Here is a 25,719-nt window from a genome sequence, read left to right as displayed (position 1 = left end):
TGACCGCTCGCAGGCGCCGCTTACCCCCGTTCACGTCTCTCAATCCGCCGGCCCGCATGTCGTCCTACAACCTCACGCACCTCAAGCAGCTCGAAGCCGAGAGCATCCACATCATCCGCGAGGTGGCCGCCGAGTTCGACAACCCGGTGATGCTGTACTCGGTGGGCAAGGACTCCGCCTGCATGGTCCGCCTAGCGGAGAAGGCGTTTGCGCCCGGCAAGCCGCCGTTCCCGCTGATGCACGTCGACACGACGTGGAAGTTCAAGGAGATGATCGAGTACCGGGACAACTACGTCCGCAACCAGTTGGGCTGGGATCTGATCGTCCACATCAACGAGCAAGGCGTGAAGGACGGCGTCGGCCCGTTCACCCACGGTTCGGACGTGCACACCCGCATCATGAAGACGGTCGCCCTGAAGCAGGCGCTCGACAAGCACAAGTTCGACGCCGCGTTCGGCGGCGCCCGCCGCGACGAGGAGAAGTCGCGCGCTAAGGAGCGCGTCTACAGCTTCCGCGACAAGAACCACGCCTGGGACCCCAAGAACCAACGCCCGGAGCTGTGGAACCTGTACAACGGCCGCGTGAAGAAGGGCGAGAGCATCCGGGTGTTCCCGCTGTCCAATTGGACCGAGCTGGATGTGTGGCAGTACATCCACCTGGAGCAGATCCCAATCCCGGAGCTCTACTTCGCTAAGAAGCGGCCGGTGGTCAACAAGGACGGCACCCTGATATTCGTCAACGACGACCGCATGCCGATCGAAGAGGGCGATGTGGTTGAAGAGAAGATGGTCCGCTTCCGCACGCTCGGCTGCTACCCGCTGACGGGCGCTGTCGAGAGCACCGCGACCACGCTGCCGGAGATCATCCAGGAGATGCTGCTCACCACCACCAGCGAACGCCAGGGCCGCGTCATCGACCACGATCAGGCGGGCTCGATGGAAGAGAAGAAAAAAGAAGGGTACTTCTGATTCAGGCGGAAGCCGTGCACCGTCTCACAAGCACATGAACAGAGTGCTTCACCGTGTCGGCCAGTCAGGCGTGCAAAAACATTGGTGCATTCCATGCACCCCACTGTCTAAGTTCGGATTAACCACAGAGAACACAGAGGCCACAGAGACGGTTGTCGTGAGGCGAAGCGAATGAACGCGGCTTGGAAGTGATTCTCGCGGATCACCCCTCCACCGCGTCCCCTTCCCCTCCGTGTGCTCTGTGCCCTCTGTGGTGAACCCCATGAGTCATCAGTCAGACCTGATCGCCACCGACATCGACGCGTACCTCGAGCAGCACGAGAACAAGGAGCTCCTCCGGTTCCTGACCTGCGGCTCCGTGGACGACGGCAAGAGCACGCTCATCGGCAAGCTGCTCTACGAGTCGAAGATGATCTACGAGGACCAGCTCGCCGCGATCGAGCAGGCCAGCGCCACCCACGGCACCACCGGCGGTGAGTTCGACCCCGCGCTGCTGACCGACGGGCTTAAGGCCGAGCGGGAGCAGGGCATCACGATCGACGTGGCGTACCGGTACTTCTCCACCGCCAAACGCAAGTTCATCATCGCTGACTGCCCGGGCCACGAGCAGTACACCCGCAACATGGCCACCGGCGCCAGCACGTGCGACCTGGCGATCATCCTGGTCGACGCGCGGCCCGACCACGGCGTGATGACGCAGACCAAGCGGCACTCGTTCATCGTGTCGCTCCTCGGCATCAAGCACGTGCTGATCGCGGTGAACAAGATGGACCTGGTCGGCTGGTCGGAGGAGCGGTTCGAGGAGATTAAACGCGACTACCGCGAGTTTGCCACCCGCCTGGACATGCCGGACCAGCACTTCATCCCGATCAGCGCGCTCAAGGGTGACAACCTGATCGAACGCAGCGCCAACACGCCGTGGTACGAGGGCTCGACCCTCATGCACCACCTGGAGAACGTGCACATCGCGTCGGACCGGAACCTGATCGACTTCCGGCTGCCAGTGCAGTACGTGAACCGCCCGAATCTCGACTTCCGCGGCTTCTGCGGCACCATCGCGTCGGGCCGCGTGAAGAAGGGCGATGAGATCATCGCGCTGCCCTCCAAGAAGCGGACCCGCGTCAAGTCGATCGTCACCTACGACGGCGAACTCCAGGAGGCGTTCGCGCCGCTGGCCATCACGCTCACCACCGAGGACGAGGTGGACATCAGCCGCGGCGACATGATCGTGCGGCCGGAGAACGTGCCGACCGTGGCCGACAAGTTCGACGCCACGCTGGTCTGGATGGACGAATCCGCCATGACGCCCGGCAAGGAATACTTCATCAAGCACGGCGCCAAGGTCACGCCGGGCCGCATCAGCACGCTCCGCTACAAGATCGACGTCAATACGCTGCACCGCAGCCCCACGCCCACCCTGGCGCTCAACGAGATCGGCCGCGCCGAGCTGCAGCTCAACGCGCCCATCGCGCTGGACAGCTACAAGCGGAACAAGGGCACCGGCGCGTTCATCATCATCGACCAGGTGACCAACGTCACCGTGGGCGCCGGCATGATCCTCGACCGCAAGGCCGACGAGCCCAGCGACTCGTGGGACAAGGAGGCCGCCGAGGGCCTCCAGGCCCGCATCAGCGCCGTCACGCCCGACGAGCGGGCGGCCCGCTACGGCCAGCGGGCGGTGACCGTGCTGCTGACCGGCCTGCCGGCCAGCGGCAAGACGCCCATCGCCAACGCGGTGGAGCGGCTGCTGTTCGACCAGGGCAGGGCGGTTGCGGTGATCGACGGGCAGAACATGCGCCGCGGCCTGAGCCGCGACCTGGGCTTCACCGCCGAGGACCGCAGCGAAAACCTCCGCCGCGCTAGCGAGGTCGCCAAGACGCTCAACAATGCCGGCCTGATCACCATCGCGGCGTTCGTCGCCCCGCACGAGGCGGTCCGTCAGAAGGCGGCCGAGTCGATCGGCGAGGGCCGGTTCCTGGTGGCCCACTGCTCAGCCCCGGTCGAGTGGTGCCGCGAGCAGGACGAGCAGGGCGTGTACGCCAAGGCCGACGCCGGCGAGATCGCCGACTTCCCCGGCGTCACCGCCGAGTACGAGGCCCCCCAAAACCCCGACGTGGTGCTGCCGTTGCACGAATCGTCCATTGAGGAGTGCGCGGCGAAGGTTGTCGAGCTGCTGGAAGGCCGCGGGCTGCTAGGGTAGGCGCTCAGCCTCCACGCACGGGTGATTGACGTGATGCGGGTTGGCGCCGTAGCGGTCCCGGGTTAGAGTCTGTGCGTTGACCCGCCAACCGCGATGACGGCCGCATGATTGACCCAACGAATCCGTACGCGTCGCCGCAGGCTGAGGAGCGGCAACCTGCCTCGGCCGTGGAGTCCGATGATCGCCGGCTGGCGGTCGATTCTAAGCACCTTATCGTCCCGTTCGGCGCTCAGTTCCCTGATCGCTGCGTGAAGTGCAATGAGCCGGCTCTTGGGTACAAGCTGCGTCGCGACCTCGCGTGGCATTCGCCGATGATCTACCTCCTGCTGCTCTTGAACATTCTGATCTACCTGGTCGTCGCTATGGCGGTTCGAAGGAAGGCGACCGTTCTTGTTGGCCTGTGTCCCGAACACCGCAGCCGCCGACGGTGGTGGCAAGTTGTTTGCACAGTTCTAGGCGTTAGCGCTGTAGCTGGGCTCGTGGCGGCCGCCGTGCTAGAGAGTGGTCTGCTGGCGATTGCGAGCGTCGTGCTGTTCGTACCGACCATCGTGGCAGCGATAATCACCACGCCCGTGGTCTCCGCTGGGTGCATCACGGATCGGCACGCCGAGGTGCGAGGGTGCGGTCGAGAGTTCTTGCAGGCATTGCCGGGCTGGGACGGCGCCCTCCTCTAGCGTCGCCCGCCAGTTCGACGAACGGGAGCTTCATTGAGTAGGAACCGATTGCTCAGAGCCCGACTCTTCCGCTTCAGCTTATTCTCCCTTCTGCTGTTGATGAGCTGCGTTGCCGGCTACCTGTCCGGCTACCGCTGGGGCGGGAGCCAGAAGGACCAGGATGTAGACGACGCCACTATCTTGGTGAAGACATACTACGTTCGTGATCTGGTGACGCCGATCGACGCCCAAGCGGAGTCGACGCTTGACGCCGCGGCGTTCGACGAGCTAATCGGCCTGGTAACTTCAACCGTTGGCAGTGGAACATGGGCTGACAACGGCGGCGAGGGAGAGGTGCGGCCCTTCCCAGCCAACGGCGCCCTGTTAGTGTCGAACACGCGGATCGTACACCGTGAACTCGAGCAACTCCTTGGGCAGCTACGAAGGATCGCCTTTGAACTGCCAGACGATTCGCTGGAAACCGCGCGCGCCGCGCTGGCTAGGAAGCGACCGACGCCGTCCATCATTAAGGGATCGCTAAAGGTGTCGACGGACTATGAAAGAGTGCTGGAGAGCAACTTCGAATCGGCGGTAGACCAGCTCGCCCGCGAACTCGGCCCGCCCGCACTCAGTCGGCGGGCGGGGGAACGAGGGTTCCCTGAGTGGGCGGTGGGTCGTCGGCTTGCGGTGTGGGATCGTGACGGCGGAAAGTTCTACGTGACTCTGCAGGATGGTCGGCCCCAGGGGGTAGCAATCGTTGCCGGCTGGTGGGAGGAGTCCTTTGGTCCGCTTGAACCGGTGGGCCTGAGTGCCAGGTAGCGGTCCGGCGTTGGTCGAACAGCCCAACGCACGTGGTGTCCCGAACGCGTTTACGGGCGCCGCGGATCAAGCGGCACGGTTCCATCCGCACGCCTTGCGGCGGCCGCGATTGCTGGTAAGCGCCTCCGCGCTGAAGATAGCGGTGGGGGCTGCAATAAATGCATAGCCCAATTGCATGGTCAGCGCCGCCTTGAAGCGGTTGCGGGCAGGACTGCTACGGCCAGGAACGCCGCCAATGGCTCTGGTGCCCGAACCGGCCGCCCGGCCGTGGGCGTCGTCGAGAACAGGATGTTGTCGAACGAGATAAAGTCGGAGTCGAGGTAGCGTACAAACTGGGACGGCTGGACCGCTAGTTCTCGTTCGAGTCCGGCTATGGATTCGATGTTCGCCGCCCAGTATTGGGCCTGCTGCGATGGGGCGGGGGTGCCTGGTTGCGGGTCATAAACGTCGGGGTAGTTGGCCAGGCTCACTTGACGGACGTCGGCTGCGAAGCCGTTGAACAGCACTTGAAACCTTGGCACGGTGATGGTGAGTATTCCGTCGGGGATCTCTGGCGTCACCTCCACCTGTTCGTAGGCGAAGTCGACGCTGTCGGACTGGATAAGCACCGTCTTTGCGTCGGCGGGGATGACGCCCGTCTGAAACGCGACGTTCTTCAGGAAGAAAGTTTCTACGCCAACGTTGCTAGGCTCGGACCGGCTTCCGTTCTGAAGGTAAAGGAAGTGTTCACCCTGGTAGCGGTCTGAGTCGGCCCAACCGGGCGACCGATTCGGATTGGTGCTTGCCAGCAGGGTCTGCCATCCTTCGCCAAGATCGCCCACGACGAAGTTGTAGTAGTGAACATCAGGGTCAAACACGCTAAAGACGGAGCCGTCCTCATTCTCTGATCGAAGCGACCACCCCGGGATCATCGTGTTGATGTCGTGGGTGGCTTCGATGTGGTACGGATGGGTGTCGCGGAGCAATTCAAAATCAAACGTCGTGCCTTCGAAGTCCAGGTTCTGGAACTCGCGTGCGTGGCTGTCGAAAGCCAAACTGAGCAGAGTTAGTAGGAGGAGGACCGGACCCCTCAGAAGTGACGTCATGTAGTTCGCCTCGGAGGCAGGTCTGGGTTGCGCTAAGTCGTAGCTCTCATGTTAGGCTGTGCGCCTCACCGCTGTCAAAGTTGTTGCGCCTAAACCGGCCGGCGTGGGGCGGTCTCGCACGGGTGTCAGAGTCTTCCGCTCAGCCGCTACACCCGCTCGCCGCAGTGCTCGCAGAAGTTGGCGTGGGGTGACAGCTCGTCCGCGCCGCAGGCGCCGCACGCCTTGCGGCGGCCGCGGTTGCTGGTCAGCACCTCCGCGCTGAAGATGCCGGTGGGCACGATGATCACCGCGTACCCGAACAGCATAATCAGCGCCGCCACAAACCGCCCGGCGTCGGTGCGGGGGGCGATGTCGCCGTAGCCGACGGTGGTCATCGTGACGATCGCCCAGTACACGCTGATCGGGATGTTCTCGAAGCCGCTGTCCTGGTCGCGTTCGATCAGGTACATCACCGTGCCCGAGATCAGTATCGCGCAGAAGATCACCAGCAGGAACACCGTGATCTTCGGCCAGGTCTGCCGCAGCGCGGCGAGCAGCGTCCGCGACTCGCTGACGTGCCGCGCCAGCTTCAGCACCCGGAACACCCGCAGCAGCCGCAGCGTGCGGATCACCAGCAGCGAGTCGGCGCCCACCACAAACAGGCTGAGGTAGGTCGGCAGCAGCGACACCAGGTCCACCACCCCGAAGAAGCTGAACACGTACCGCGTCGGCTGCGCCACGCACGCCATCCGCGCGAGGAACTCGAGCGTGAACAGCAGCGTGATCACCCACTCGATGATGTCGAACGCCCGCCCGTACTTGGCGGCCAGCGGCTCGACGCTCTCGAGCATCACCACCAGGATGCTGACCACGATCGCGACCAACAGCGCCACGTCGAACGCCTTGCCGGCCGGCGTGTCCGACTCGAAGATCACCTCGTACCAGCGCCGCTGCCACTCGGCGGGGCCGGGCGGCAGCAGCCGGCGTTCGGCGGTGTCCTTGGGCTCGGTCATGATGGGTAAGTTAGCCGATCCACGGCGACGCGGCCACGCCGGTCTGGGCCGCCGCGGCCGACGCCGGCGCGAAGAAACGGGCAAACGATGGACGGGCGCCGCGCCGCGGGGTTAGACTCGCGGCGTCGCTACTCTTTCCCTCACACGGAGCAGAACGATGAATCGCAACCCGGTCGGATGGTTCGAGATCTACGTGCAGGACATGCCCCGCGCCCAGGCGTTCTACGAGGCGGTGCTGGGCTGCAAGCTGGAGCCGCTGCCGGCGCCGGAGATCCAGATGCTCACCTTCCCGATGACGCCCGACCTGCCGGGCTCGCCCGGCGCGCTGGTCAAGATGGAGGGCGTCCCCTCGGGCGGCGGCGGGGTGCTCATCTACTTCAGCTGCGAGGACTGCGGCGTCGAGGCCGGCCGCGTCGAGGCGGCCGGCGGCAAGTTGTTCAAGCCGAAGTTCGACATCGGCGAGTACGGCTTCATCGCGATCGCCACCGACACCGAGGGCAACATGTTCGGCCTGCACTCGCGGAAGTAGCGCCGCCAAAAGGCTTGCAGCTGCAACGGACGCTTGGAGTTCCGCATAGCTGCGCGGCTGGCGTTGCCCCGCGAGCGTTTCGCGCCTGCGCTGCACGCCTCCGCGCAGTGCGCTCCGTCAGCGCACAACAGGCACACTCTTGATCGACGCCTTGACCTGCCCCGGCCTTTCTCTGCTGAAGTCACCGGCTAGGTTCTTGTGTAGAACTGATAGCCCGTCTTGTGTTGGCCGACGATCGAACGTGGCGCCCCAGCGCTGCGTTCCGTCTTCGAGTGTGACGCTTGCAACTGTCGGACGCGGTCGACCCGGTCTAGCGAGTTCCAGGTACAGCTTGGCGCCGTCGAGTTTGTAAATGCCAAGTTGGCGTTTTCCATCGTACCGCTCGATGTCGATCGGCGTGACGCCGTCGACAGCCCGGGCCTGCTCGAAACGCGACCTAAATTCTCCCAGCGGCGACATAACGACAAACTCATGGTCCCGGACCAGCAGCACGTACCCGCTGAACGGATGCCTGCCATCACCGAACCACAGGCCCTGGAGTTGGTCGGCGTTGCGTTCCGCCAAACCCGTCGTCGGGCAAAGGGCTATCGAGATGACAACGCAGGAGAAGAGCTGCATGCTGGGGGTGGTCATGTCCAAACCTCATGCCGTTTGGGGACAGGCGCCAACCTACCTCGGACTCGGCATCCCAGTGAGCCCTTCACGGATTGACCCGCTTCGCTGATTCTAGCGGTTCTCTACACCTGACATTGCCCCCGTTCTTGGGCCTGCCTGGTTTTGTCCAAAAACACGAGCGGAGGGGACAAAACCCCGCGCCTATTTCCTCCGCAGCGATCGCTTCACCCTTGTATTGCAGTGTTTCCTCCGTTCGGCTGGGATTGGGACGCGGGGGTTTTGTCCGATTTGGGGTCCTCACGAGGGACCAAAATGGACAAAACCTCCCTGGCTGCTGGCAAGACTTTTCCGCTCAAGAACCAACCGCGCAGCACACCGCGGCGGTCGGCGCTACTACAACGCCGCCTTGTTCGCGCGTGAAGGAAAGGGTTCATCTATTGGACCGCTCTGGGTGGCCGTTTTCTACAACAAAGTGGCGAACAATACGGCCGCGTTCGTAGGGAATCTCGGCCCCGCACGCGGCGGCAGGCAGGCACGCACGACGGCAGGGCGCCCGACGCCTCGATGCGTCGTCGCCAGCATCCCGACTAGTAGCCCCCGGCTTTGCCGGGGGATCAGCAACGAGTTATCGCGGAGTCGGACAGCGCCAGACCAACCTGGCGCCAGACAAATTCCCCCGCAGAGCAGGGGGCTACGGGGTGATCGGCAGGGTGCGCGTTCCAGTTGGCCGATGAGCTGCGCCGGCGTTTCACGCCGGTGTAGAATTCGGTGAGGGAAATTCCGATCGCTAGCGACAATACGGGCGTGCCACTGTCCGGCTTGTCCGGCAGTGCGAACCAGGCGCCCACTTCACACTGCCAGGCGAGCTGGCAGTGGCGCCCGGCTGTGGCTTGTGAGGAGTCTCTTGTAAATGGCACGATTGATCGAGATTGAAATCCGCGAAAGTCCGCTCACGTACACGAATCAGCGGAGTTGGGCTTTCCATCCTACGGGGCATCACGTTCGTGAGTTGCTTCGTCACCACCTTGGTCGCGGATACGTACTCGATGGTTCGACAAAGTTTAGTGTCATTTTTGGGCCGCGGCCCAAGCAAGAAGAGCCGCTTAACACATTGCTCGGCGTAACGTGGTGTTACATCGAAGATTTCGATGTTGGAGACTACATGCTCCGCCCTGTTGAAATACAGCAGGAGTCCATCCTCAATGAATTAACGAAGGCACTTCTCAAAGCCGCTAGTGCAGTAGGGTCCGATACCGCCGCAATAACTGACGCCGCAAATGCAGTGCGCGAGAGTGGCTTTGCGGAAGAAATCACGATCGACAAACTGGCCTGCGCCACCAAAGATCGCAGGCTGTGGGTTCGCGCGAATCGTTGTCTCGGTCCACGGATAGGTGAGTGTTGGGAAGCAAGAGTGTTTGATTCCGATAGTGCGGTAATAGGCAATGATCCGATGACGGCGTGTCCTCACTACCTCAATTGCACTGATAGATTCTCAAAATCGACCATTGGCGAGACTCTGTACCAAATCACAAGCAATCGGACGGGATCAATCGAGTACACACTGAATCTCTTGCCCTACTTGGACAACCGCTGACATCCTGCCACATCATCCGTGAGAAGTCATCCAACGTCGCCCTGCTTCCTCGCTCTGAATGGTGCTTGGGTCGCAACGCAGCGTAGGCTGCGTCGCCTTCATCGGGCTGGGCAGTCTACCTACTGAGCAAGCCGAGTGCGTCCAAGGACCCTATTGGTTCGACGCCGGTTGCCATGTCTCTGCGGCGCCCGGGACAATCACTCCTGCTTAGAATCCGGTGATAAGGACTCCGATCGCTAGCGACGATGGAGGTGCGCCACTGTCCGGCTTGTCCGGCAGTGCGAACTAGGCACCCACTTCACATTGCCAGGCGAGCTGGCAGTGGCATCCGGCGTTTCATTCCGGTGGAGTTTCGTTAGCGTCAGGTTCGCCACCGCATCGGCAATGAAACTCAGTATTGCTGGTGAAGCTGTGCGGCCCCCAGCACTCGCGGACGAATTCTGCACATGAGAAGTGTTCTAGCAGCGTCTCTAGATGATGCTTTGAGTCGGCGTTGCAACACAAACCCCAGTCAGCGTTGAACGCTGCGAAAAACGAGCATCCACCGCACTGGTCACCCTGTTCCCATTGGGCTCTTACTTCTGGCGACTCAGGGAACCCCTCAGAGTACATCGCCTCGGAGGTTGGATTAGACCAGCCATCTATGCGGATTGAGTTCATGTCCAGCCTTTGCAGCGGGGGACTAACCGGAGCGGGTCAAACTTGAACGTGCTGTACGACCTTTTCCAAAGTCAGCGTCGGTGTTTCACGCCGGCGCGTTCTAGCCCCAGGCTGCCGGGACCAATGTGATGGCCTTAGCTAGGGCGGGCATCGTCGCTACGGAGACGATGTAAATGTTCAGACATCGCATCCGAGAAGGAGCCGACGACCTCTTCAAAATCGACTGTTCGTAGTCGCATAACCACAGATTTCACGTCTTGCGGTTCATCAGACTTCGTCAAAGTCCACCACTTGTCGAAGAACTCAACGGCGATTGGAGCCGTGCCGCCGAAGAAATGTGACTCGTACTCGGTTCGCATGTCAGCCAAGAACAATAGCTTGATGAACTGTTCGTGGTCTCCATCGGTAATGAGCGATTTTCCAATGAACTCACGATTACGGTAGACGTACGGATCACTTACTAGCAACTCGGCAAAGCCCCTGTCGACTTCAGTGCAGTTCAGGAGAATCGGCTTGGCCGCTATGGTATAGCAGTAGTGATGAACGAAAGACAACGAACCGCCCCTTCCCAATTAAGTGGTCAATCCCGGCTAGTGCAGTGTACCAGGCCCTATCGCTGCTTGCGGGTTCACTAACGTACCAGCTGGGTGAAGGCGGACATCGAAGGGCTGCATAGGCTTCATCGTCCTGCGCAGTCTAGCAACTGAGCACCCCCTGTGCATTCAGGACTCCTACTGCCTCAGCCTTCAATCCCCCACCAACGCCCGCCACACGATCTGGGCCAGCTTCACGTAGGCGTTGTCCCACGCGTCCTCGCGGAGAGTCCGGAAGGCTAAGCCTTTGAAAGACGCAACAGACCGAAGGTCCGCCGCCCGCTACAGCGCCGTGTCGCGCCAGGCGATGTCGCCGGAGTCGACGCTCCAGTCGTGGCCGAAGTAGCCAACTGCGCGCACGCCGTAGTCGCCCTCGGCGGGGGACTCGGGGCCCAGGATCGTGATGTCGGGCAGGCCCACGCCGGAATGGAAGTAGCGGATGCGGTCGGTCAGTCGCATGCCGGCCAGGTCGGCGCCGGCGACCACGCCGACCGTGGCGGTGTTGCTGCGGGGGCGGGGGCGGACGAACAACGCGGCGAGGCCGGCGTCGTCCTCGGCGCGGTCCTGGCCCTTGCCGCCGAGCACGATCTTGCCGCCGCGGACCCGCACCGGCGACGTCGACAGCAGCGCCGGCCAGGCCAGGTTGGTGTCGGCGTTGCCGTACAGCACCACGTTGCGGTTCGGCTGGCGGGCGGCGTCGAAGTCCTTGTCGGCCACCACCTGCAGCGCGCCGTTGCCGCGGCACCAGAACGACTGCGCGTCGTACCTCGCCTTGGCGAGCGACCACGCGTTCTCCTCGTCGGAGCCGCCGGTCGAGTAGATCAGGATGGCGTTGTTGTCGAACGCCGACTTGAACCCGCCGTGACGCGTGGGGCTCTTGCCGCCGACCGGCGGGTTGGCGATCTGCGACCACCGGCCGGTGTCGTCGTCGCGGGAGAGCCAGATGCGGCCGCCGGCGGACGGCCTGGCCGAGAACGCGCGGCCGCCGTCCAGCTTGACGCGGACCGGCCGGTCGCCGTCCAGGCCGGACGGGTCGAGCGACAGCCGACGCACGTTCTCGGTCGCGCCGATAAACGCGCGGGACTCCTTGAGCAGCCGGATCGAGACCTCCGAAGGCTCGCCCTGCGCGTCCTGGGTTTCGATGCGGGCCCAGTGGCAGTTGGCGGCGAGGCCGAGGTCGGGCGTGGCGAAGTCGACGCGCCGCGTCTGGCCCGCTTCGGGCAGCGACCGGCCGCGGAAGAACTCCATCATCGCCGGCCAGTCGCAGCAGGCGGCGCCCCACCAGTTGCCCGCGCCCTTCCGCTCGAAGTAGGCGAAGTCCGGGTGGAACTCGCCCAGCCGCGTCCGCATGAACCGGCTCTGCGACACGCCGACGTGGCTGTCGCGGTCGCCGTGCAGCACGTACACGCCCAGGCCGCCGAGGTTGTTGAGCTGGCTGAGGGTGTCGCTGGACGAGGCGGCGCGGAGCAGCATCGCCTCGACCGGCGTCGGGTCCTCATAGACGGGCATGCCGCCGCCGTAGCTCCACAGGCTGAGCCAGCCCGCGCTGGCGCCGACCGCGGCGAAGCGGTCGGGGTGGACCACGCCCAGCCGCCACGCGCCGTGGCCGCCCATCGAGTGCCCCGTGCAGTACACCCGCCGCGGGTCGTGCGGCAGGCGGGCCTGCGCGTCGGCCAGGGCCTCCATGGCGTCGGTCGCGCCCCAGTCCTCCCAGTCGAAGCCGTACTCGCCCCGGTTGCTGGGCGCGACGATGTGGGCCCACGGCTTGGCGAGGTAGTTGTCGGCGAACTTGCGGTGGTCGACGCCCTCGCTGTGCAGCGCGAGGATCACGCCCGGCGGTTCTTCTTGGTCGGTCGAGTCGGCGGCCGGCAGCAGCGTGTAGGGCTGCACGCCGCCGTCGATCTTGCTGACGAAGGTCCGCACGTGGGCCTCGTCCGGCGCGGTGGAGAGGATCCGCAGGGTCGCCTCGGGCGCGGGCGACTGGTCGTCGGCGCCGGGGAGCTTGAGCGAGAGCCGCAGCGTGTGCCCGGCCTGGTTGTCGGCGGCCGGCGCCGGCAGGCGGATCGGCGCCTTGTAGGCCGAGAGCGGCGGGATGCTGGGGAGCGGGGCGGCGATCTCTTCGCCGCCATCGAGCGAGAGTAGCAGCTCGGCGCCGGCGAGCGTCTGGCCCGTGGCGTTGACGACCGGCACGGCCGCCCAGCGTTCTTCTGATTGGCCACGCACAAAATCGGGCAGGGTGGCGTTCTCTGGGATGAAGTAAGCGTCGGCCGGTGGGGCGACCAGGCGGGCCTGGAAGCCGGGCTGCGCCATGTGGAACAGCAGCTCGTTGTCGCCCGCCTCGAGCTGCACCGGAAGCCGCAGCCAGCCGTGGCCGTAGGGGTCGCCGGCGAGCCAGCCGCCGTTCACGCGGACCGCGGCGTGCTTCTGGGCCTCCAGGACCATCACCCGGTCCTGGTCGAGCGTGACGGTGGCCACGGCGTAGCCGCCGCGGGTCTCCTTGGTCGCGAGCACGCCGTCGACGGCGGTCTCGACTGATCGCCAGGCGGCTTCTTTGCCGTCGGCCGCGGTCACCTTGTCGCCGGGCTGGGGAATCCTCCACTCGCCGCTGACGATCAGCGCGTCGATCGGGTCGCGTGAAATGATGGTCCGCCGGTAGTCGCCCACCTTCGGGAGGACCGTGTACTCGCGGAGGACGATCGGCTCGGGATTGGGCGCCGTGCCCGGTTGTTCGGGCGCTGCCGCAGCGGGCGCGGGCTTGGCCGCGTCGTCAGGGCTGGGGGGCGCGGTGGCCGTGTTGGCGGCCGTGGCGCTCTCGCTCGCTGGGGCGCTGTTGCTGGCGGTGGCGCCGTCCTGCTGCGCCGGCGCCGGCGATGCCCAGAGCAGCGCCGCGGCGGCGACCCAGAGGCCGAACCACCGTGGCTGGCCAGGTTGGGGGCGGCAAGACCTGGGCCGTGCTGCCGGGGGAACCCGATGGCGGGCTGTATCGTCCATAGCGGGAATTCGGCCGTGGTCCGGCCGGAGGGAGCGGCGGGGCTGGGGGCGGTAGGCTCAGCTAATAGTCTACCTGCGCGCCGCCAGGATGTCGCCACACCAGCGAATTCCCTAGAAATCGGTGCTGTCAAGCATGACGCCGTCCTTGCGGTTGGCGAGCGCCTGCATGACCTTGAGGTCGGTGTCGTTGCTGAACATCTGCACGGACCCGTCGACCAGGGCGAAGGTCACGATGCCGGGGTGGGGGCTGGAGAACCCACCCACCTCCCGCGGCGCCTTGGGGTTGCCTCCGACCGCGAACAGCGGGTCCTTGTTGGACGGCTGTTCGTCCTCGTCGGTCTCTGCTTCCGCTTCGTCGGGCTCAGCTCCGAAGTCGCCGCCAAAGCCAAACTCGCCGCCGAACTCTCCCCGGCCCTGCGCGCTGAAGGAGTTCGACTCTTCGTACCAGGGGGGGAGCTCCATCAGCTCGCTGCGGTTGGCGCCGCGCCAGGTGGAGTTGGTTTCGTCGTTGAGTTTGGTCCCGAGGTTCCGCAGCGTGGACGGCGTGCCGGAGATCCAGCCGAGCGAGTGCACGTTGGAGAACTCCTTCTCGCCGAGCAGCAGGGTGTAGCTGGCGCCGTCCTCGACGTCGTTCATGCCGAGCTTGCTGTTGAGGAAGAGCATGCCGTTGTTGTCGCCGTCGATGGGGGTCTCGACGTCGTTGTGGACGCCGGCGTAGCTGGAGCCGGGGGCCTCGTCGCCCGGCCAGGAGGGGCACAGCAGGATGCCGATGATGCTCTGCCGCACGGGATTGTTCTTGGCGTGGTAGGCGCCGACTTCCCAGTCGATGTTGCGGTAGCGGACCTGCTCGCCCAGGTAGGGCAGCACCCGCCCGACCCAGCCCTTGTGGTCGCCCTGCGGCAGGTTGAGCACCGGCCCGGTGGGGTTCGACACGCCCATGGGGTAGACCTCGTGGGCGGACTCGTAGCCGTGCACCGCCATCAGCGTCTGCCGCAGGTTGTTGGTGCACTCCGAGCGGCGGGCCGCCTCGCGGGCGGCCTGCACCGCCGGCAGGAGCAGCGCGATCAGGATGCCGATGATGGCGATCACCACCAGCAGCTCGACGAGGGTAAAACCGATGCGGTTGTTTCTGGTCATGGGGAGTCTCCCGGACTGGGGTCGGGGTCGCTAGTAGGGGTGGTGTCGTGGAGGACTGTCGACCGCGTGACGCTGACCCGCGGCGCGTCGCCTGGGGGCAGCGTGACCACGGCGGTGATGGTGGTTGGCTGATCGTCGTCGTCGTCGACCGAGATCGCCGCTTCGGCGTCGTAGGTTTGGGCGAGGTCGTCGGCCGTCAGCCGCCAGACCTCGCCGTCGTATTCCGCGTCGGCCGCGAGCTGAGCCGTCGCGCGTGACAACGCGGCGGCGGCCAGCTGCTCGGCCTGGGCGTGCTCGTGGTTCAATCGCACCTGCCGCTGCTGCTGCAGCGCGTCGCGCGTCCAGACGAGGAACAACGCGCCGGCCAGCGCGAACAACGCGAGCACCGCGATCGTCGAGAATCCGCCGCGGCGGTTGGCGTTCGGGCGGGGCGTCATGGCGACCCTCCTTCCAGCAGCAGGCGGTGGGCGCCGCCCAGGCAGGCGCCGACCGGCAGGCGGCGTGCGGGGTCGATCTGCACGGTCACCTCGAAGTAGTCGGGCGCGGCGGCGGAGTCGACCTCGCAGTGCAGCTCGGCGGCGGGCAGCCGGTAGGGCTCCACGCGGCCGTCCTGCTCACGCAGGCACCGGTCGCCCTCGTTGGTGTACGAGATCGCTGCGCCGTCGGCGAGCGTCAGCTCAATCCGGCCGGAGTCGGCGTCCCACGTGGCCTGATCCGCGTCGCGGAGGTCGGCGCGGAGCCGACGCGCGAGCTGCTCGACCTGCGGGCCGGCGTTCGCCCGCGACTGCACGCGCTGGTTGACCCGCAGCAGGGTGGCGGTTCCGGTCGCCACGGCGGCCATGACCACCGATCCGATGGTGATGGCCACCAGCACCTCGATCAGGCTGACGCCCCGGCGGGCGGTTGTGCGTTGCGTCATGGGCTGTCCTCCTCCTCCGGCTCCGCGTACACAAAGCTGGTGAGGCTGAGCCGGCGGCCTTCTTGAGACGCGCCTGACCGCCATGAGAGCGTCAGCGTGACTTTCTTCTCGGCCAGATCGGAATCCGGCGATGTGACTTCGACGGCCAGCTCGGCCCCCGGCAGCGGCGTCGCACTCGCCTGCTCTGCTAATTGCTGGCTCAGCGGTCCGCTCTCGAGCTCGGCCCACGGCGTGGCGGCGGCCTGCTCCATCAGGTTACTGAGCGTGGCGCTCGCCAGTCGGCTGTGCCAACGGGCGTGAGCCTGGCGGTCGACCTGCACGGTCATCTGGGCCACCAGCCCGAGCAGGACCGCCAGCAACGCCAACGCGCCAACGCACTCGAAGATGGTGACGCCAGGCCGTCGCGGGTTGTGATTCGGGATACGCATCGGGTCTCAGCGGCTAGGCGAGGTTAGAGATCAGCTTCACCAGCGGCGCGAACATCGCGACGCAGAACCACATCACAAGCAGGCCGACCACGATGGTCGCCCCAACCGTGGCGACGCCGCGCACCGCCTCCCATCGCGCGTGCGACCGGTTGACGATCCGCTCGGAGAGCGCCCTCAGCGCCCACGGGAGGTTGTTCGACTTCTCGGCCGCGGCCAGCAGGGGCAGCTCGTGCCATTTCAGCAGGCCGACCCGGGCCAGCGCGTCTTTCCAGTCCACGCCGCTGGCCGCCGCCCGCATCGACTTCTGCAGCGGCCGCTGCGCGCAGCCCACGGGGAACTGGGGGTGCCCCATCGCGAGGTTCTGCAGGGTCTTGGCGAACGGCTGGCCGCGCTCGGCGGCGATCGCCAGCAGCCGCAGCAGCTGCCCGCGATGGCGGGCGAACATCAGCCGATCGGTAAGCCCCTGCAGCACGGGGACGTCCGCAAGGTAGCAGAAGAAGAGCACGAGCGCCGCGAGCGCGCCCAGCGACAGCACGATGACGAACAACGCCGCCAGGCCGCTGCCTTTGAAGACGGCGGTCACATCCAGGAAAGTCTGGGTGACGCGCGGGAGGTCCATGGAGAAGTCAAGAAAGATCTGCCGGAAAGCAGGGACGATCCAGATCATCATGGCGGTCACCAGCAGCACGCCGGTGACCCCAACCCACGCCAGGTACGCGAGGGTGTCGGTCCCGCCCGGCGTCGAGTCCATCGGCCGCTGCGAAGCGTCGTCCGGCTCGACCGGCAGCGTCCCGTCCTGCTTGCCGATGGCGGCGTAGCCCTGCGCCTCGCGCGGGAACGCCCTTCGCCAGATCGCCACAGACATCGGCAGCGACTCGCCGTTGGCGACCTGCCAGGCGAAGCCTTCGAGGTCGTTCCGGACAACGCCGCTGAAGCGGCTCTTCTGCAGCGACACCAGCTCCGCCACGCTGTGCCCGCGTCGGGTCGCCTGGTTCAGCATTGCCCAGGCGGTCTGACGCTGCAGCCGGCGGCGGGCGAGCACGTACTCCAGCAACGCGCCGCAGAAGATGGCGGTGATCACCACGCCGAACATCAGGCTCGCGAACGAGATCATCACCGCGCCGAGCACGATGAGCGCCCACGCCAGGATCGTCAGGCCGGCGTGCAGGTCATCCCCGTCGGCCGGTCCCCGGGCGCCGTAGACCAGGCGCAGCGCCGCCCGGATCAGCACGCCCAGCAGCGGCGCGCCGACGATCAGCAGCAGCATCAGTGCGAGTTCAACGGGTGAGCTCATCAGGCAAGGTTCTGGATGAGGCTAACGAGGGGGAGGAACAGCGAAACCACCATCACCAGGACCGTCCCGGCGACGACAGTAAACAGGGCCGGCGGCGTTACCCGACGGACCAGCGTCAGCAGGTTCTGCATCTGCGATTGGTAGCCGGCGGCGGCCTCGGCAAGCGCGGCCGGCAGGTCGCCGTGCTGCTCGCCCCACTGAACCAGGGACGACAGCGAGCGCTCGAAGTGCCGGCTGTGGGCCATCGCCTCGCCCATGCCGGCGCCCGCCTCGCAGCGGGCTGCGACCGTGCGGGCCGCGTGCGCCAGGTTCTGGTCGGAGAGCCCCGCGGCAGCCGCCCGCAGCGCGTCGGCGCCCTGCATGCCGGCCGCCGTGTACGCGGCCAGCAGCTGCGAGAACGACTGGTGTCCGAAGCAGCTCCACAGCCGGCCGAACAGCGGCACGGCCGTGGCCAGCCAGTGGAGCCACCGATCCACAACCGGGACCCGCCACAGCACCGCGGCCGCGACCAGCAAGCAGGCCGTCACGGCCAATGCGACGGGCAGCACCCGTGATCCGGCGATCACCACCTCGGTCAGGGCCGGCAGGTCGAGGCCGAAGTCGGAGAAGATGGATTCGAACTGAGGGATCAGGAACAGCGAGAACAGCAGCAGGATCAACGCGACCGCTGCCGCCACCGCCGCCGGGTACCCCAGGATCGCGAGCCCTTCGGTCGCCAGCCCGCGGCCGGTGACGCGCGCGCCGGCCGCGGCCGGGATGGCGGTCCGGAGGTTGCCGGACTCGGCCGCCACCGCGAGCTGACGCCGCAGCTCACGGGGCAGCTGACCGCTGGTTGCGCGGAACGCCTCGGCCAAGTCGTCGCCCGCCTCGGCCCGGTCGGCCATCGCCCGCAGGCCGGGCGCGGCGCGGCCGCCGTGGTCCTCGGCCAGCGCCCGCAGCATCTGCGGCAGCGGCAGCCGCTGGTCCATCCACAGCGCCATCCGCGCGGCGGGGTCGTCGGACCAGCCGGAGGAGATCGGGTTGTTGAGGCTGTCGGGCATTGGGCCTGCGTCCACGGGTTAGGGACGCGCCAGGTCGCTTAGTGAGTTGAAGTAGGGGCCGAGCACCAAAAGCGCATAGACCGCTACCGCCGAGCCGCCAACCAGCGCCGTGGCCGCCGCCGGCAGGAACAGCCCAAGGTTGTTGAGCGACGCCAGCGCGCGGCGGTGGTAGCTGTCGGCGCCCTGGGCCAGCAACGCGGCGAGCGACGGCTGGTCCGCGCTCGACAGCAGTGCGAGCCGCACCAACGGCGGGAGGCGGCGGAGCGACGGGCCGGCGGACTCGACCGGCTTGCCGGCCTCGACCTCGGTCGCCAGGCTGCCGGCGGCGTCACTGAGCGGGCGCCAGTCGACCGCGTCGCCCGCCATCCTGAGGGCTTCGGGCAGCGGAGCGCGGTGGGCGGTGAGCAGCGACAGCAGCTCCGCGAAGTTGGCGTAGGCGGTCCAGCGGCAGACCGCGCGGACGCCCGGCAGCCGGTCGGCCAGCCAGACGCCGGTGGAGAACGAGCGGCGGGCCCGCATGGCGCCGATGAAGTTGACCAGCGCCAGCAGCGACAACGCGATCGGCACGCTCAGCACGAGCGGCCAGAACACCGTCGGCGAGACCCGCAGCGCATTGATCGCCGGCGAGCGGCCGAGCTCCATCCAGTCGAAGGTTGGCGCCAGGTAGGTCGCGGCGACCACGGCCAGCACCCACGCCAACGCCACGACGAACAGCGGGTACACGAACGCGCTGAGCACCCGCCAGCGGAGGCTCCGCATGCGCGAGAGCGCCTCGCTCAGCCCCTCGAGGGCCGCCGGCAGGCGGCCCGCGTTGACGCCGGCCGCCACCACCGCGGTGTAGAATTTGGGCAGCCGCGCCTGCTGCGCGGCGACCGCCTGGTCGAGCGTCTTACCCTTTTCCAGCTCGTTGGCGATCAGCTCGGCCAGCATCGCGGCGCCGGCGGGCATCTGCTTGGCCGCGGCCACCAGTTCGCCGGCGACCGGGACCCGCGCCCGCGCGATCGCCAGGATCTCCTGGTTCAGCGTGATGAGGTCGTCGATCGTGGGCGCGGGCATGGAACGGGGCGGCTCAGGACTGGTGGGGGAAGCCGAGCACGCGCTGCATCTCGAGGCGCGTCGTGACGCCCTCGGCGATGAGCGACTCGGCCTGCTCGTACAGGCTCTGCGATCCGTGGTCGTGCAGCTTGCTGTGCAGGCGGTCGCGGTCGTAGTCCTCGCGGATCTCTTCGGACAGGTCCGCCTCGCGGACGTCGGCCGCTTCGGCGATCACCACCCGGCCCTTGTAGCCGGTCCCGCGGCAGTTGCCGCAGCCGACCAGCTTGTCGGGGTGGGAGCACGCGCACAGCCGGCGCAGCAGCCGCTGCACCACAATGGCCTGGGTTGCGCCGCGGAGCACGTAAGGCGGGATGCCCATGTCGATCAGCCGCGTGATGGCGGTGACGATGTCGCTGGCGTGGAACGTGGTGACGAGCAGCTGCCCGGTGAGCGCCGCCTGGAACGCGATCCGCGCGGACTCCGCGTCGCGGATCTCTCCCACCAGGATCACCTCGGGGTCCTGCCGCACCAACGCCCGCAGGCCGGTGTTGATGTCGAACCCGGCGTGCGCGGCGGCCTGGGACTGGGCCACCCCGGGCAGCACCACCTCGACCGGGTCCTCGAGCGACGAGATGCTGCGGGCGCCGACCGACACCGCGCCGATCTCGCGGATCACGGCGTACGCGGTCGTCGACTTGCCGCTGCCGGATGGGCCGGCGATGAGGATGGCGCCGGTGGTCTGGCGGAGCGCCTCGCTGAGGATCTGGTGCGTGGTGGCCGGCATGCCGAGGTCGTCGAGCCGGGCCATGTGCTGGGCGCCGCCCGGCAGCACGCGGGCCACCACCTGCTCGCCGAACAGGGTGGGCATCGTCGTGATGCGCACCGGCGGTCGGTCGGGGCTGGTGCGCATGCGGCCCTCTTGCGGCGTGTGGCTCTCGTAGGTGATCAGGTCGGCCAGCACCTTGACGCGGGTGATCACGTGCGAGGCGACCGACTTGGGCAGGTCGCCGGCGTGGTGGAGAACCCCGTCGATCCGCCAGTGGACCCGCAGGCCATTGGCCATCGGCAGCAGGTGCATGTCGCTGGCGCCGAGCTCGAACGTCTGGTGGATGAGCGAGTCGACAATCTCGGGCGCGTCGCCAGCGGGGCCGCGGCCGGCGGAGGTCTCGTTGAGCAGGCACTTGCCGGAGCTGTCGGCGGGCGTGGAGCCGTCTTCGAACATCGTTCTTGACCTCTGTTTGAATTCAGGGCTAAGAGCGATCATCGTTCGGCGCCGCGCACGCGGCTAAGGCAAGGGGATGCGGTTGGTCTGCATCCCTATTCGCCCGACGACGTCGGATCACTCAGGCTAGTTTTCAATGCGCCCGCGGCGGGAACGCGCCGGTGGCGCTACTCCCCGGCGAGCCCCGCGTCGATGAGCTTGCGGATCTCTTCCGAGACGTCCAGGCCGGGGACTTCCGCGGGGACGCCCGCCTCGTCCGCGGCCGCCGTTGCCGCCGCGAGCGCGGCGGAGAGTTGTTCGTCGGTGACCTCCTCACGGAGCTTCCAGCCGCCGTCGGCGTCGCGGTCGGCGACCGGCGCCAGCACGGCCTCAACCTTCTCGGGCGGGATCGTGCCGTCTGCAACGCCCTGCAGGAACCGCTGCACCGCCATGCGGCCGGCCGCCTTCTGCTCTTCACTCAGACCGGACACTTCGATGTAGCCCGAGTCGAGCACGAACACCGGCAGCGCGGCGAACAGCGGCGACGCGACGATGCCGTCCATCACGCGTTGCAGCTGCTCGTTGCTGATCGAGCCGTCTTGGAAGCCGTCGGTCAGGCGGCGGAACTCGGCCTTCACCTCTTCCTTCTCGGCCGGCGGCAGCCCAGACGAGTCGATCCCCGCCTCGGTCACCGCGGCGATACCGCCCGCCATCAGCGACCTCCAGTTGCGCGCAATGAGCACGCCGGCGATGACGCCCAGCACAACGGCGACTAGCAAGGCGATCAGGCAGCCCCGCAAACACCCCGAGCCGCCTTTGGCCTCTTCTTCAACCTGGAAGGTGCGTTGGGCGTCCTGCGTTGGCTCGGTCATCTTGTCCTGACGGGTGTGAAGAGGAGGGGGCCGGTTGTGACCGATAGTTGAATCCTTCGGGCGGCGTCAGGTCAAGCAGCCTCTCATTGTCGGGTAGGCGCGAAAATGCGTGGACGGCCCCCGACCAGATTATCACGGTTGCATCGGGTTCCCGTCCGCCGCCCGACATCTTGCGCTACACACCTTAGGTCGCTCCACCCAGGCAGCACGCCGCTGCTCCACAACTAGAATCGCCTCGGCCCGGGGCGGAGTCCCGGTCCATCTCGACTGTAGCCACGCGCAACCGCCTTAGGGGACGTGGCGCGTAACCGGACGACAAGACCGTCATGCCATCCACTGATCCCGGTCCGGCAACGGTGCAGCGAGTGCCACGAGTGCACGCGTGAGGAGAAATGGGGTGCTGCAGAGTGGCCAGGCAGCGAAGGGAGGGATTCGATGAAGCAAGCGAACGTGATCGACGTGCTCCTTGTTGCGAAGCAGGGCGATGACCGGCCGAGCCGGTAACGCTGCTCCATCTCTTTAGCTGCCCGGCGCGAGGGTCGCTCCCACCCCCACGACCGAGGCCCACGACACACCCTTTGGCGCATCGACCGCCAGCACGTGCAGTTGGCTCTCGCCGCGCTCCAGCAGCCACTCACGGATCACGGGGCGGTCTGTTTGTGTGCGGACGGCCTTCCAGCCCTGCTTCGCGAAGTTTGCCGCCAGCCGCTCGCCCGCTGCGAATCCGCGGCCCTCGTCCAGCACGTACCGCAGCGCGTACGGTCGGGGCTGCTTCGGCGTGGGCAGACCCTTGGCGTCAACAACTACGCGCGGCTTCTCGCCGTCGCGGTAGGTGGCCACGCGTCCCGCCTCGACCGACTGCCGAAAACTCTCCATCGCCACTTCAGCGGCGTTCTGGTGGTCGAGCTTCGCCCGCGTGCGGCCCTCGAAGTCGTGCGTTTCGAGGGTGATCATCTCCTGCCGGTCGTTGCGGAGGATCGTGACCTGCTTCCACTTGATGGGGATCGGCTTCTCGGTGGTGGCTTTCCAGCCCGCCGGCGCCAGCGCCTGGCGGTAGTAGTCGGCCACTTCCTGGACGGACTTGTCGCAGTCAAAGCTGATGGCGGTTGTGCCGTCGGTGTAGCGGAAGTCGTCGGCGAACTCGGGGGCGGGGAGCTCTAGCGACAGCATCTGCACTGTGCACGAGACCATCGTCGCCCCGCCCTGGGCCGGAGCGCTCTGCGTGGAGATCATCGCCAGCACGGCGTTGTTGCGGTAGTAGGCCGAGTCGCCCGCGCCGCCGTAGGGGCGCCAGCCTGCGGCGGTCATGGTTTCGCGGATCTTTTTGGCCGTGGAGTCGGGGTCGTTGGGCGAAGAGAACATCGCCACGCCCGGGAATTCGTACATCGGCTCCACGACCGTGGGCAGCGGCAGCTCGGTCGGCGTAACGTTGCCCTTGTGGTCGAGCATGACCTGCGTCGCCAACTCGCCGCCGGGCGACGCGGAGAGGTAGACGAGAAACCCGTCACGCTCGAAGTACGCGCTGGCGAAGCCCCCGGCGTGCGTGCCGCCGGGCAGTTCCTTCCAGCCGAGCGCTTTGATCCGGTCTGCGACGTACGCGAACGCCGGCTCGCTCGGCTCGGTGGTCCCGTACCGCAACGCCGCCGCCCGGCGGTAGCGCTGCTGCTCCGCCCCCTCTGGCAGCGGGAGCCTCTCAAGGTCGAGCAGCTCCGAAGCCTGCTGTACATGGGCGGGCTCGGCGGCGCGGCACGCGGACGGGATGGCAATCAGGGCGGCGATCAGCAGCAGTCGCGTAGGCATCGATGTCTCCAGAGAGAAAACCAACCGGAACGCCAATCACCTTCCGCTCGAAACGCCCGCCACCCACCGCTGTTCTGCGCTATTGCGAGAACGTGGGGCCGCGATTGCAGCCCGCCCCGCGGCTAGTATATCAGGGGTAGGCGACCGGTCGCCTGCCGATCCTATGCACCGACAAGGAGCAGCGACTTGAAACGCTGGGCAATACTTGGCGCCGCGGTTGTGCTTGCGGCCGGCTCCGCCGACGCCGACGAGGTCCTGGACGTGGCTGAACGCTACGCCAACGGCGGCGGGTACCACTGGACCCCCGGCAATTCGGGATCGCCGGTCACGCTCACGCACCGGGGTCAGGTGGTGCTGCCGAAGGGCGAGGGCTCGTTTTGCTGTGGGTACACGCTGGCGGTCGTGTTCGAGGTAGCGCAGCAGCGCGGGCTGCTGGACAACAAGACGTTCGAACAGCTCAAGCGGTTCCAGCGCGACTGGTACGGCGACGGCCCAAACAGCCGCGAGACGCTCGTGGTGAAAGCGGTCGAGCGGCTCGGCATCGGGTGCCGGGTCGAGCACGCCGACGCCCAGCCGGGCGACTTTGTGCAGCTCTGGCGGACCAGCGGATCGGGGCACAGCGTGGTGCTGCTCGACTGGGTGCGTGAGGGGGGCGAGATCGTCGGGCTCCGCTACCGCAGCTCACAGAAGTCGACCGACGGCATCGGCGACCGCACCGAGTACTTCGCCGACGCCGAGGGCAAGGGCGGGAGCGTCGTCCGCCAGCGGACCTACGTCTGCCGTTTGGACGCACCACCCGCGAACGATCGAGACCACACCATGGAAGAAGCCAACCGACTTGTCGACGCCGGGCAGTACGCCGAGGCCGAGGAGGCGCTCCGCGCGCTGATCCCCGACCCCACCGCGCCGGTCGCGTCGGAAGCCGCCATCGCGCTCGAGCGGATCCGCCGCACGCGGCGGGAGTTTTCGCTCACGGAAGAAGAGCTGCTCGCCGAAGTCCGCCGCCAGGTCCCCGACGCCGACGAGTCCGACCTGGCCCGCTGGCGCGACGCGGGCGACCTGCAGCTCCGCGTGATCGATGGCAAGACGCGGTACTTCCGCCGCGCGGCGTCGAACTTGTTCCGCTTCAACTCGGACGCGGCCCGCCGGCGGGAGAAGCAGGACCAGCGACAGGGGTTCGACCAGACCGGGCTGATCGCGAGGCTGGTGGCCATGTCCGGTAACGCAGACGGGCCGGCCATCTACCCCGTGAAGCACCACGTGACCTACACGCTCACCGTGAAACCGAACAACCCACACGCGGCCAAGGGGGCGACGGTCCGGGCGTGGCTCCCCTACCCGCAAGAGTACCAGCAGCAGCGGAACGTGAAGCTGATCCGGTCAGCGCCCGCGGAGCACCAGATCGCACCCCCGCGTCAGGGCCACCGCACGATCTACCTCGAGCAGGAAGTGGTCGACCCAGCCAAGCCACTGTCATTCGTTGCGGAGTACGAATTCGTCACCCACGCGTGGGCGCCGCGGCTGAACCCCGCGATGGTGCTCGAGTACGACAAAATTGGCGAGCTCTACACGACCTATACCGCCGAGCGGGCGCCGCACATCGTCCTGGACGATCCAACGCGGCGGCTGGCAGCGGAGATCGTGGGCGACGAGCCGAACCCGCTGATCCGCGCCCGCAAGATCTTCCGCTGGGTCTCCGCGAACATCCCGTGGTGCGCGGAGATGGAGTACAGCATCATCGACAGCCTCGGGCAGAAGGGGCTGTCGGCGGGGCGGGGCGACTGCGGCGTGCAGGGGACCGTTTTCATCACGCTGTGCCGCGCCGCCGGCGTGCCGGCCCGCTGGCAGAGCGGCTGGCAGACCAAGCCGGGCGAAGAGAACATGCACGACTGGTCGGAGTTCTACGTCGAGCCGTGGGGCTGGCTGCCGGCCGACGCCTCGCACGGGGTCCGCAAGCACGCCGACCCCCGCGTACAGGACTTCCTGTGCGGCGGGCTCGACCCGTACCGCATGATCGTGAACCTCGACTACGCGCAGGAGCTCCACCCGCCGAAGACCAGCTACCGCAGCGAGCCCAACGACTTCCAGCGGGGCGAGGTGGAGATCGACGGGCACAACCTCTACTTCGACGAGTGGAACTGGGACTTCGACGTCCACACCGAACCGCTCGAACCCTCGCCGGCGCAGGAATAACGCGAACCCTCTTCAAGGCGGGCGGTCCTAGCTGTCGGCCACGGACGTTGGTGGCCGCGCTGTTCCCCAATCCAACCGCCCGCAACGGGTGGCGCCGAGCG

General features: G+C 66.7%; 22 protein-coding genes. 7 read left to right on the top strand and 15 right to left on the bottom strand.

Annotated features, from left to right (window positions below):
- Positions 1-56: 56 nt before the first annotated feature.
- From cysD to KOR34_RS15730, 4 genes are all read left to right on the top strand, one after another.
- Positions 57-968 carry a sulfate adenylyltransferase subunit CysD gene (gene cysD, locus KOR34_RS15745; protein WP_146565601.1) on the top strand — a complete coding sequence of 304 codons (912 nt, stop codon included), beginning with the start codon at positions 57-59 and terminating at the stop codon, positions 966-968.
- 262 nt (positions 969-1,230) lie between these two features.
- Entirely contained in the window at positions 1,231-3,168 is a 1,938-nt protein-coding gene (gene cysN / locus KOR34_RS15740) for a sulfate adenylyltransferase subunit CysN (RefSeq protein WP_146565599.1), read from the top strand.
- 104 nt (positions 3,169-3,272) lie between these two features.
- Complete coding sequence (locus KOR34_RS15735) at positions 3,273-3,842, top strand: hypothetical protein (RefSeq protein WP_146565597.1); 570 nt, start codon at positions 3,273-3,275, stop codon at positions 3,840-3,842.
- 48 nt (positions 3,843-3,890) lie between these two features.
- Complete coding sequence (locus KOR34_RS15730) at positions 3,891-4,640, top strand: hypothetical protein (protein ID WP_146565595.1); 750 nt, start codon at positions 3,891-3,893, stop codon at positions 4,638-4,640.
- A 179-nt stretch (positions 4,641-4,819) separates the two neighbouring features.
- Here the strand turns inward: KOR34_RS15730 and KOR34_RS15725 are convergent, their stop codons facing one another.
- Together KOR34_RS15725 and KOR34_RS15720 are read right to left on the bottom strand one after the other, a co-directional pair.
- Positions 4,820-5,725 (bottom strand): hypothetical protein, encoded by a 906-nt coding sequence (locus KOR34_RS15725; protein ID WP_146565593.1) that lies wholly within the window; start codon positions 5,723-5,725, stop codon positions 4,820-4,822.
- Between the two features lie 146 nt (positions 5,726-5,871).
- Positions 5,872-6,717, bottom strand: coding sequence for an ion transporter (locus KOR34_RS15720; RefSeq protein ID WP_146565591.1), 846 nt, complete (start codon positions 6,715-6,717; stop codon positions 5,872-5,874).
- Between the two features lie 157 nt (positions 6,718-6,874).
- On the opposite strand from KOR34_RS15720, the gene KOR34_RS15715 reads away from it, so the two are divergent.
- A complete protein-coding gene (locus KOR34_RS15715) occupies positions 6,875-7,246 on the top strand; it encodes a VOC family protein (RefSeq protein WP_146565589.1) in 372 nt (123 codons plus the stop codon).
- A 117-nt stretch (positions 7,247-7,363) separates the two neighbouring features.
- Here the strand turns inward: KOR34_RS15715 and KOR34_RS15710 are convergent, their stop codons facing one another.
- Complete coding sequence (locus KOR34_RS15710) at positions 7,364-7,879, bottom strand: hypothetical protein (RefSeq protein WP_146565587.1); 516 nt, start codon at positions 7,877-7,879, stop codon at positions 7,364-7,366.
- A gap of 892 nt (positions 7,880-8,771) precedes the next feature.
- Here KOR34_RS15710 and KOR34_RS15705 point away from each other — a divergent pair.
- Positions 8,772-9,455 (top strand): hypothetical protein, encoded by a 684-nt coding sequence (locus KOR34_RS15705; protein ID WP_146565585.1) that lies wholly within the window; start codon positions 8,772-8,774, stop codon positions 9,453-9,455.
- A gap of 794 nt (positions 9,456-10,249) precedes the next feature.
- On the opposite strand, the gene KOR34_RS15700 is transcribed toward KOR34_RS15705, so the two are convergent.
- The 12 genes from KOR34_RS15700 to KOR34_RS15640 all read right to left on the bottom strand — a co-directional run bounded on the left by KOR34_RS15700 (position 10,250) and on the right by KOR34_RS15640 (position 23,425).
- Positions 10,250-10,669: a hypothetical protein gene (locus KOR34_RS15700; RefSeq protein WP_146565583.1), complete on the bottom strand. Its 420-nt coding sequence runs from the start codon at positions 10,667-10,669 to the stop codon at positions 10,250-10,252.
- A gap of 321 nt (positions 10,670-10,990) precedes the next feature.
- A complete protein-coding gene (locus KOR34_RS15695) occupies positions 10,991-13,699 on the bottom strand; it encodes an alpha/beta hydrolase-fold protein (protein ID WP_197531444.1) in 2,709 nt (902 codons plus the stop codon).
- A gap of 111 nt (positions 13,700-13,810) precedes the next feature.
- On the bottom strand, positions 13,811-14,836 hold the full coding sequence (locus KOR34_RS15685) for a DUF1559 family PulG-like putative transporter (RefSeq protein WP_146566044.1): 1,026 nt from the start codon (positions 14,834-14,836) through the stop codon (positions 13,811-13,813).
- Complete coding sequence (locus KOR34_RS15680; protein ID WP_146565579.1) at positions 14,833-15,273, bottom strand: hypothetical protein; 441 nt, start codon at positions 15,271-15,273, stop codon at positions 14,833-14,835. The genes KOR34_RS15685 and KOR34_RS15680 overlap by 4 nt, the downstream gene beginning before the upstream one ends.
- Positions 15,270-15,755 carry a PulJ/GspJ family protein gene (locus tag KOR34_RS15675; protein ID WP_197531443.1) on the bottom strand — a complete coding sequence of 162 codons (486 nt, stop codon included), beginning with the start codon at positions 15,753-15,755 and terminating at the stop codon, positions 15,270-15,272. Before KOR34_RS15675 ends, KOR34_RS15680 begins: the two co-directional genes overlap by 4 nt.
- Positions 15,752-16,183, bottom strand: coding sequence for a hypothetical protein (locus KOR34_RS15670; RefSeq protein WP_146565575.1), 432 nt, complete (start codon positions 16,181-16,183; stop codon positions 15,752-15,754). The genes KOR34_RS15675 and KOR34_RS15670 overlap by 4 nt, the downstream gene beginning before the upstream one ends.
- A gap of 13 nt (positions 16,184-16,196) precedes the next feature.
- Positions 16,197-17,477, bottom strand: a complete 1,281-nt coding sequence (locus KOR34_RS15665; RefSeq protein WP_146565573.1) for a type II secretion system F family protein — start codon at positions 17,475-17,477, stop codon at positions 16,197-16,199.
- The gene (locus tag KOR34_RS15660; RefSeq protein ID WP_146565571.1) at positions 17,477-18,517 is read right to left on the bottom strand and encodes a type II secretion system F family protein; all 1,041 of its coding nucleotides are present in this window, start codon (positions 18,515-18,517) and stop codon (positions 17,477-17,479) included. Before KOR34_RS15660 ends, KOR34_RS15665 begins: the two co-directional genes overlap by 1 nt.
- 18 nt (positions 18,518-18,535) lie before the next feature.
- Entirely contained in the window at positions 18,536-19,573 is a 1,038-nt protein-coding gene (locus tag KOR34_RS15655) for a type II secretion system F family protein (RefSeq protein ID WP_146565569.1), read from the bottom strand.
- 13 nt (positions 19,574-19,586) lie between these two features.
- Positions 19,587-20,774, bottom strand: a complete 1,188-nt coding sequence (locus tag KOR34_RS15650) for a GspE/PulE family protein (RefSeq protein ID WP_197531442.1) — start codon at positions 20,772-20,774, stop codon at positions 19,587-19,589.
- A 167-nt stretch (positions 20,775-20,941) separates the two neighbouring features.
- Positions 20,942-21,625 carry a hypothetical protein gene (locus KOR34_RS15645; protein WP_146565565.1) on the bottom strand — a complete coding sequence of 228 codons (684 nt, stop codon included), beginning with the start codon at positions 21,623-21,625 and terminating at the stop codon, positions 20,942-20,944.
- 519 nt (positions 21,626-22,144) lie between these two features.
- On the bottom strand, positions 22,145-23,425 hold the full coding sequence (locus tag KOR34_RS15640; protein ID WP_146565564.1) for a hypothetical protein: 1,281 nt from the start codon (positions 23,423-23,425) through the stop codon (positions 22,145-22,147).
- 186 nt (positions 23,426-23,611) lie between these two features.
- Between KOR34_RS15640 and KOR34_RS15635 the strand changes: the two genes are divergently transcribed.
- Positions 23,612-25,618, top strand: coding sequence for a transglutaminase-like domain-containing protein (locus KOR34_RS15635; RefSeq protein ID WP_146565562.1), 2,007 nt, complete (start codon positions 23,612-23,614; stop codon positions 25,616-25,618).
- Positions 25,619-25,719: the final 101 nt, after the last annotated feature.

Source organism: Posidoniimonas corsicana, assembly GCF_007859765.1.
Taxonomy (GTDB): Bacteria; Planctomycetota; Planctomycetia; order Pirellulales; family Lacipirellulaceae; genus Posidoniimonas; species Posidoniimonas corsicana.
This window is presented reverse-complemented; position numbering and strand designations above follow the sequence as displayed.

What these genes read in the sequence shown, in the direction of transcription:
- cysD (WP_146565601.1), top strand. Translation starts at nt 57, where the DNA reads ATGTCGTCCTACAACCTCACGCACCTCAAGCAGCTCGAAGCCGAGAGC.
- KOR34_RS15720 (WP_146565591.1), bottom strand. Translation starts at nt 6,717, where the DNA reads ATGACCGAGCCCAAGGACACCGCCGAACGCCGGCTGCTGCCGCCCGGC.
- KOR34_RS15645 (WP_146565565.1), bottom strand. Translation starts at nt 21,625, where the DNA reads ATGACCGAGCCAACGCAGGACGCCCAACGCACCTTCCAGGTTGAAGAA.
- KOR34_RS15725 (WP_146565593.1), bottom strand. Translation starts at nt 5,725, where the DNA reads ATGACGTCACTTCTGAGGGGTCCGGTCCTCCTCCTACTAACTCTGCTC.
- KOR34_RS15685 (WP_146566044.1), bottom strand. Translation starts at nt 14,836, where the DNA reads ATGACCAGAAACAACCGCATCGGTTTTACCCTCGTCGAGCTGCTGGTG.
- KOR34_RS15670 (WP_146565575.1), bottom strand. Translation starts at nt 16,183, where the DNA reads ATGCGTATCCCGAATCACAACCCGCGACGGCCTGGCGTCACCATCTTC.
- KOR34_RS15655 (WP_146565569.1), bottom strand. Translation starts at nt 19,573, where the DNA reads ATGCCCGCGCCCACGATCGACGACCTCATCACGCTGAACCAGGAGATC.
- KOR34_RS15680 (WP_146565579.1), bottom strand. Translation starts at nt 15,273, where the DNA reads ATGACGCCCCGCCCGAACGCCAACCGCCGCGGCGGATTCTCGACGATC.
- KOR34_RS15695 (WP_197531444.1), bottom strand. Translation starts at nt 13,699, where the DNA reads ATGGACGATACAGCCCGCCATCGGGTTCCCCCGGCAGCACGGCCCAGG.
- KOR34_RS15660 (WP_146565571.1), bottom strand. Translation starts at nt 18,517, where the DNA reads ATGCCCGACAGCCTCAACAACCCGATCTCCTCCGGCTGGTCCGACGAC.
- KOR34_RS15715 (WP_146565589.1), top strand. Translation starts at nt 6,875, where the DNA reads ATGAATCGCAACCCGGTCGGATGGTTCGAGATCTACGTGCAGGACATG.
- KOR34_RS15650 (WP_197531442.1), bottom strand. Translation starts at nt 20,774, where the DNA reads ATGTTCGAAGACGGCTCCACGCCCGCCGACAGCTCCGGCAAGTGCCTG.
- KOR34_RS15665 (WP_146565573.1), bottom strand. Translation starts at nt 17,477, where the DNA reads ATGAGCTCACCCGTTGAACTCGCACTGATGCTGCTGCTGATCGTCGGC.
- KOR34_RS15710 (WP_146565587.1), bottom strand. Translation starts at nt 7,879, where the DNA reads ATGACCACCCCCAGCATGCAGCTCTTCTCCTGCGTTGTCATCTCGATA.
- KOR34_RS15640 (WP_146565564.1), bottom strand. Translation starts at nt 23,425, where the DNA reads ATGCCTACGCGACTGCTGCTGATCGCCGCCCTGATTGCCATCCCGTCC.
- KOR34_RS15735 (WP_146565597.1), top strand. Translation starts at nt 3,273, where the DNA reads ATGATTGACCCAACGAATCCGTACGCGTCGCCGCAGGCTGAGGAGCGG.
- KOR34_RS15675 (WP_197531443.1), bottom strand. Translation starts at nt 15,755, where the DNA reads ATGACGCAACGCACAACCGCCCGCCGGGGCGTCAGCCTGATCGAGGTG.
- cysN (WP_146565599.1), top strand. Translation starts at nt 1,231, where the DNA reads ATGAGTCATCAGTCAGACCTGATCGCCACCGACATCGACGCGTACCTC.
- KOR34_RS15705 (WP_146565585.1), top strand. Translation starts at nt 8,772, where the DNA reads ATGGCACGATTGATCGAGATTGAAATCCGCGAAAGTCCGCTCACGTAC.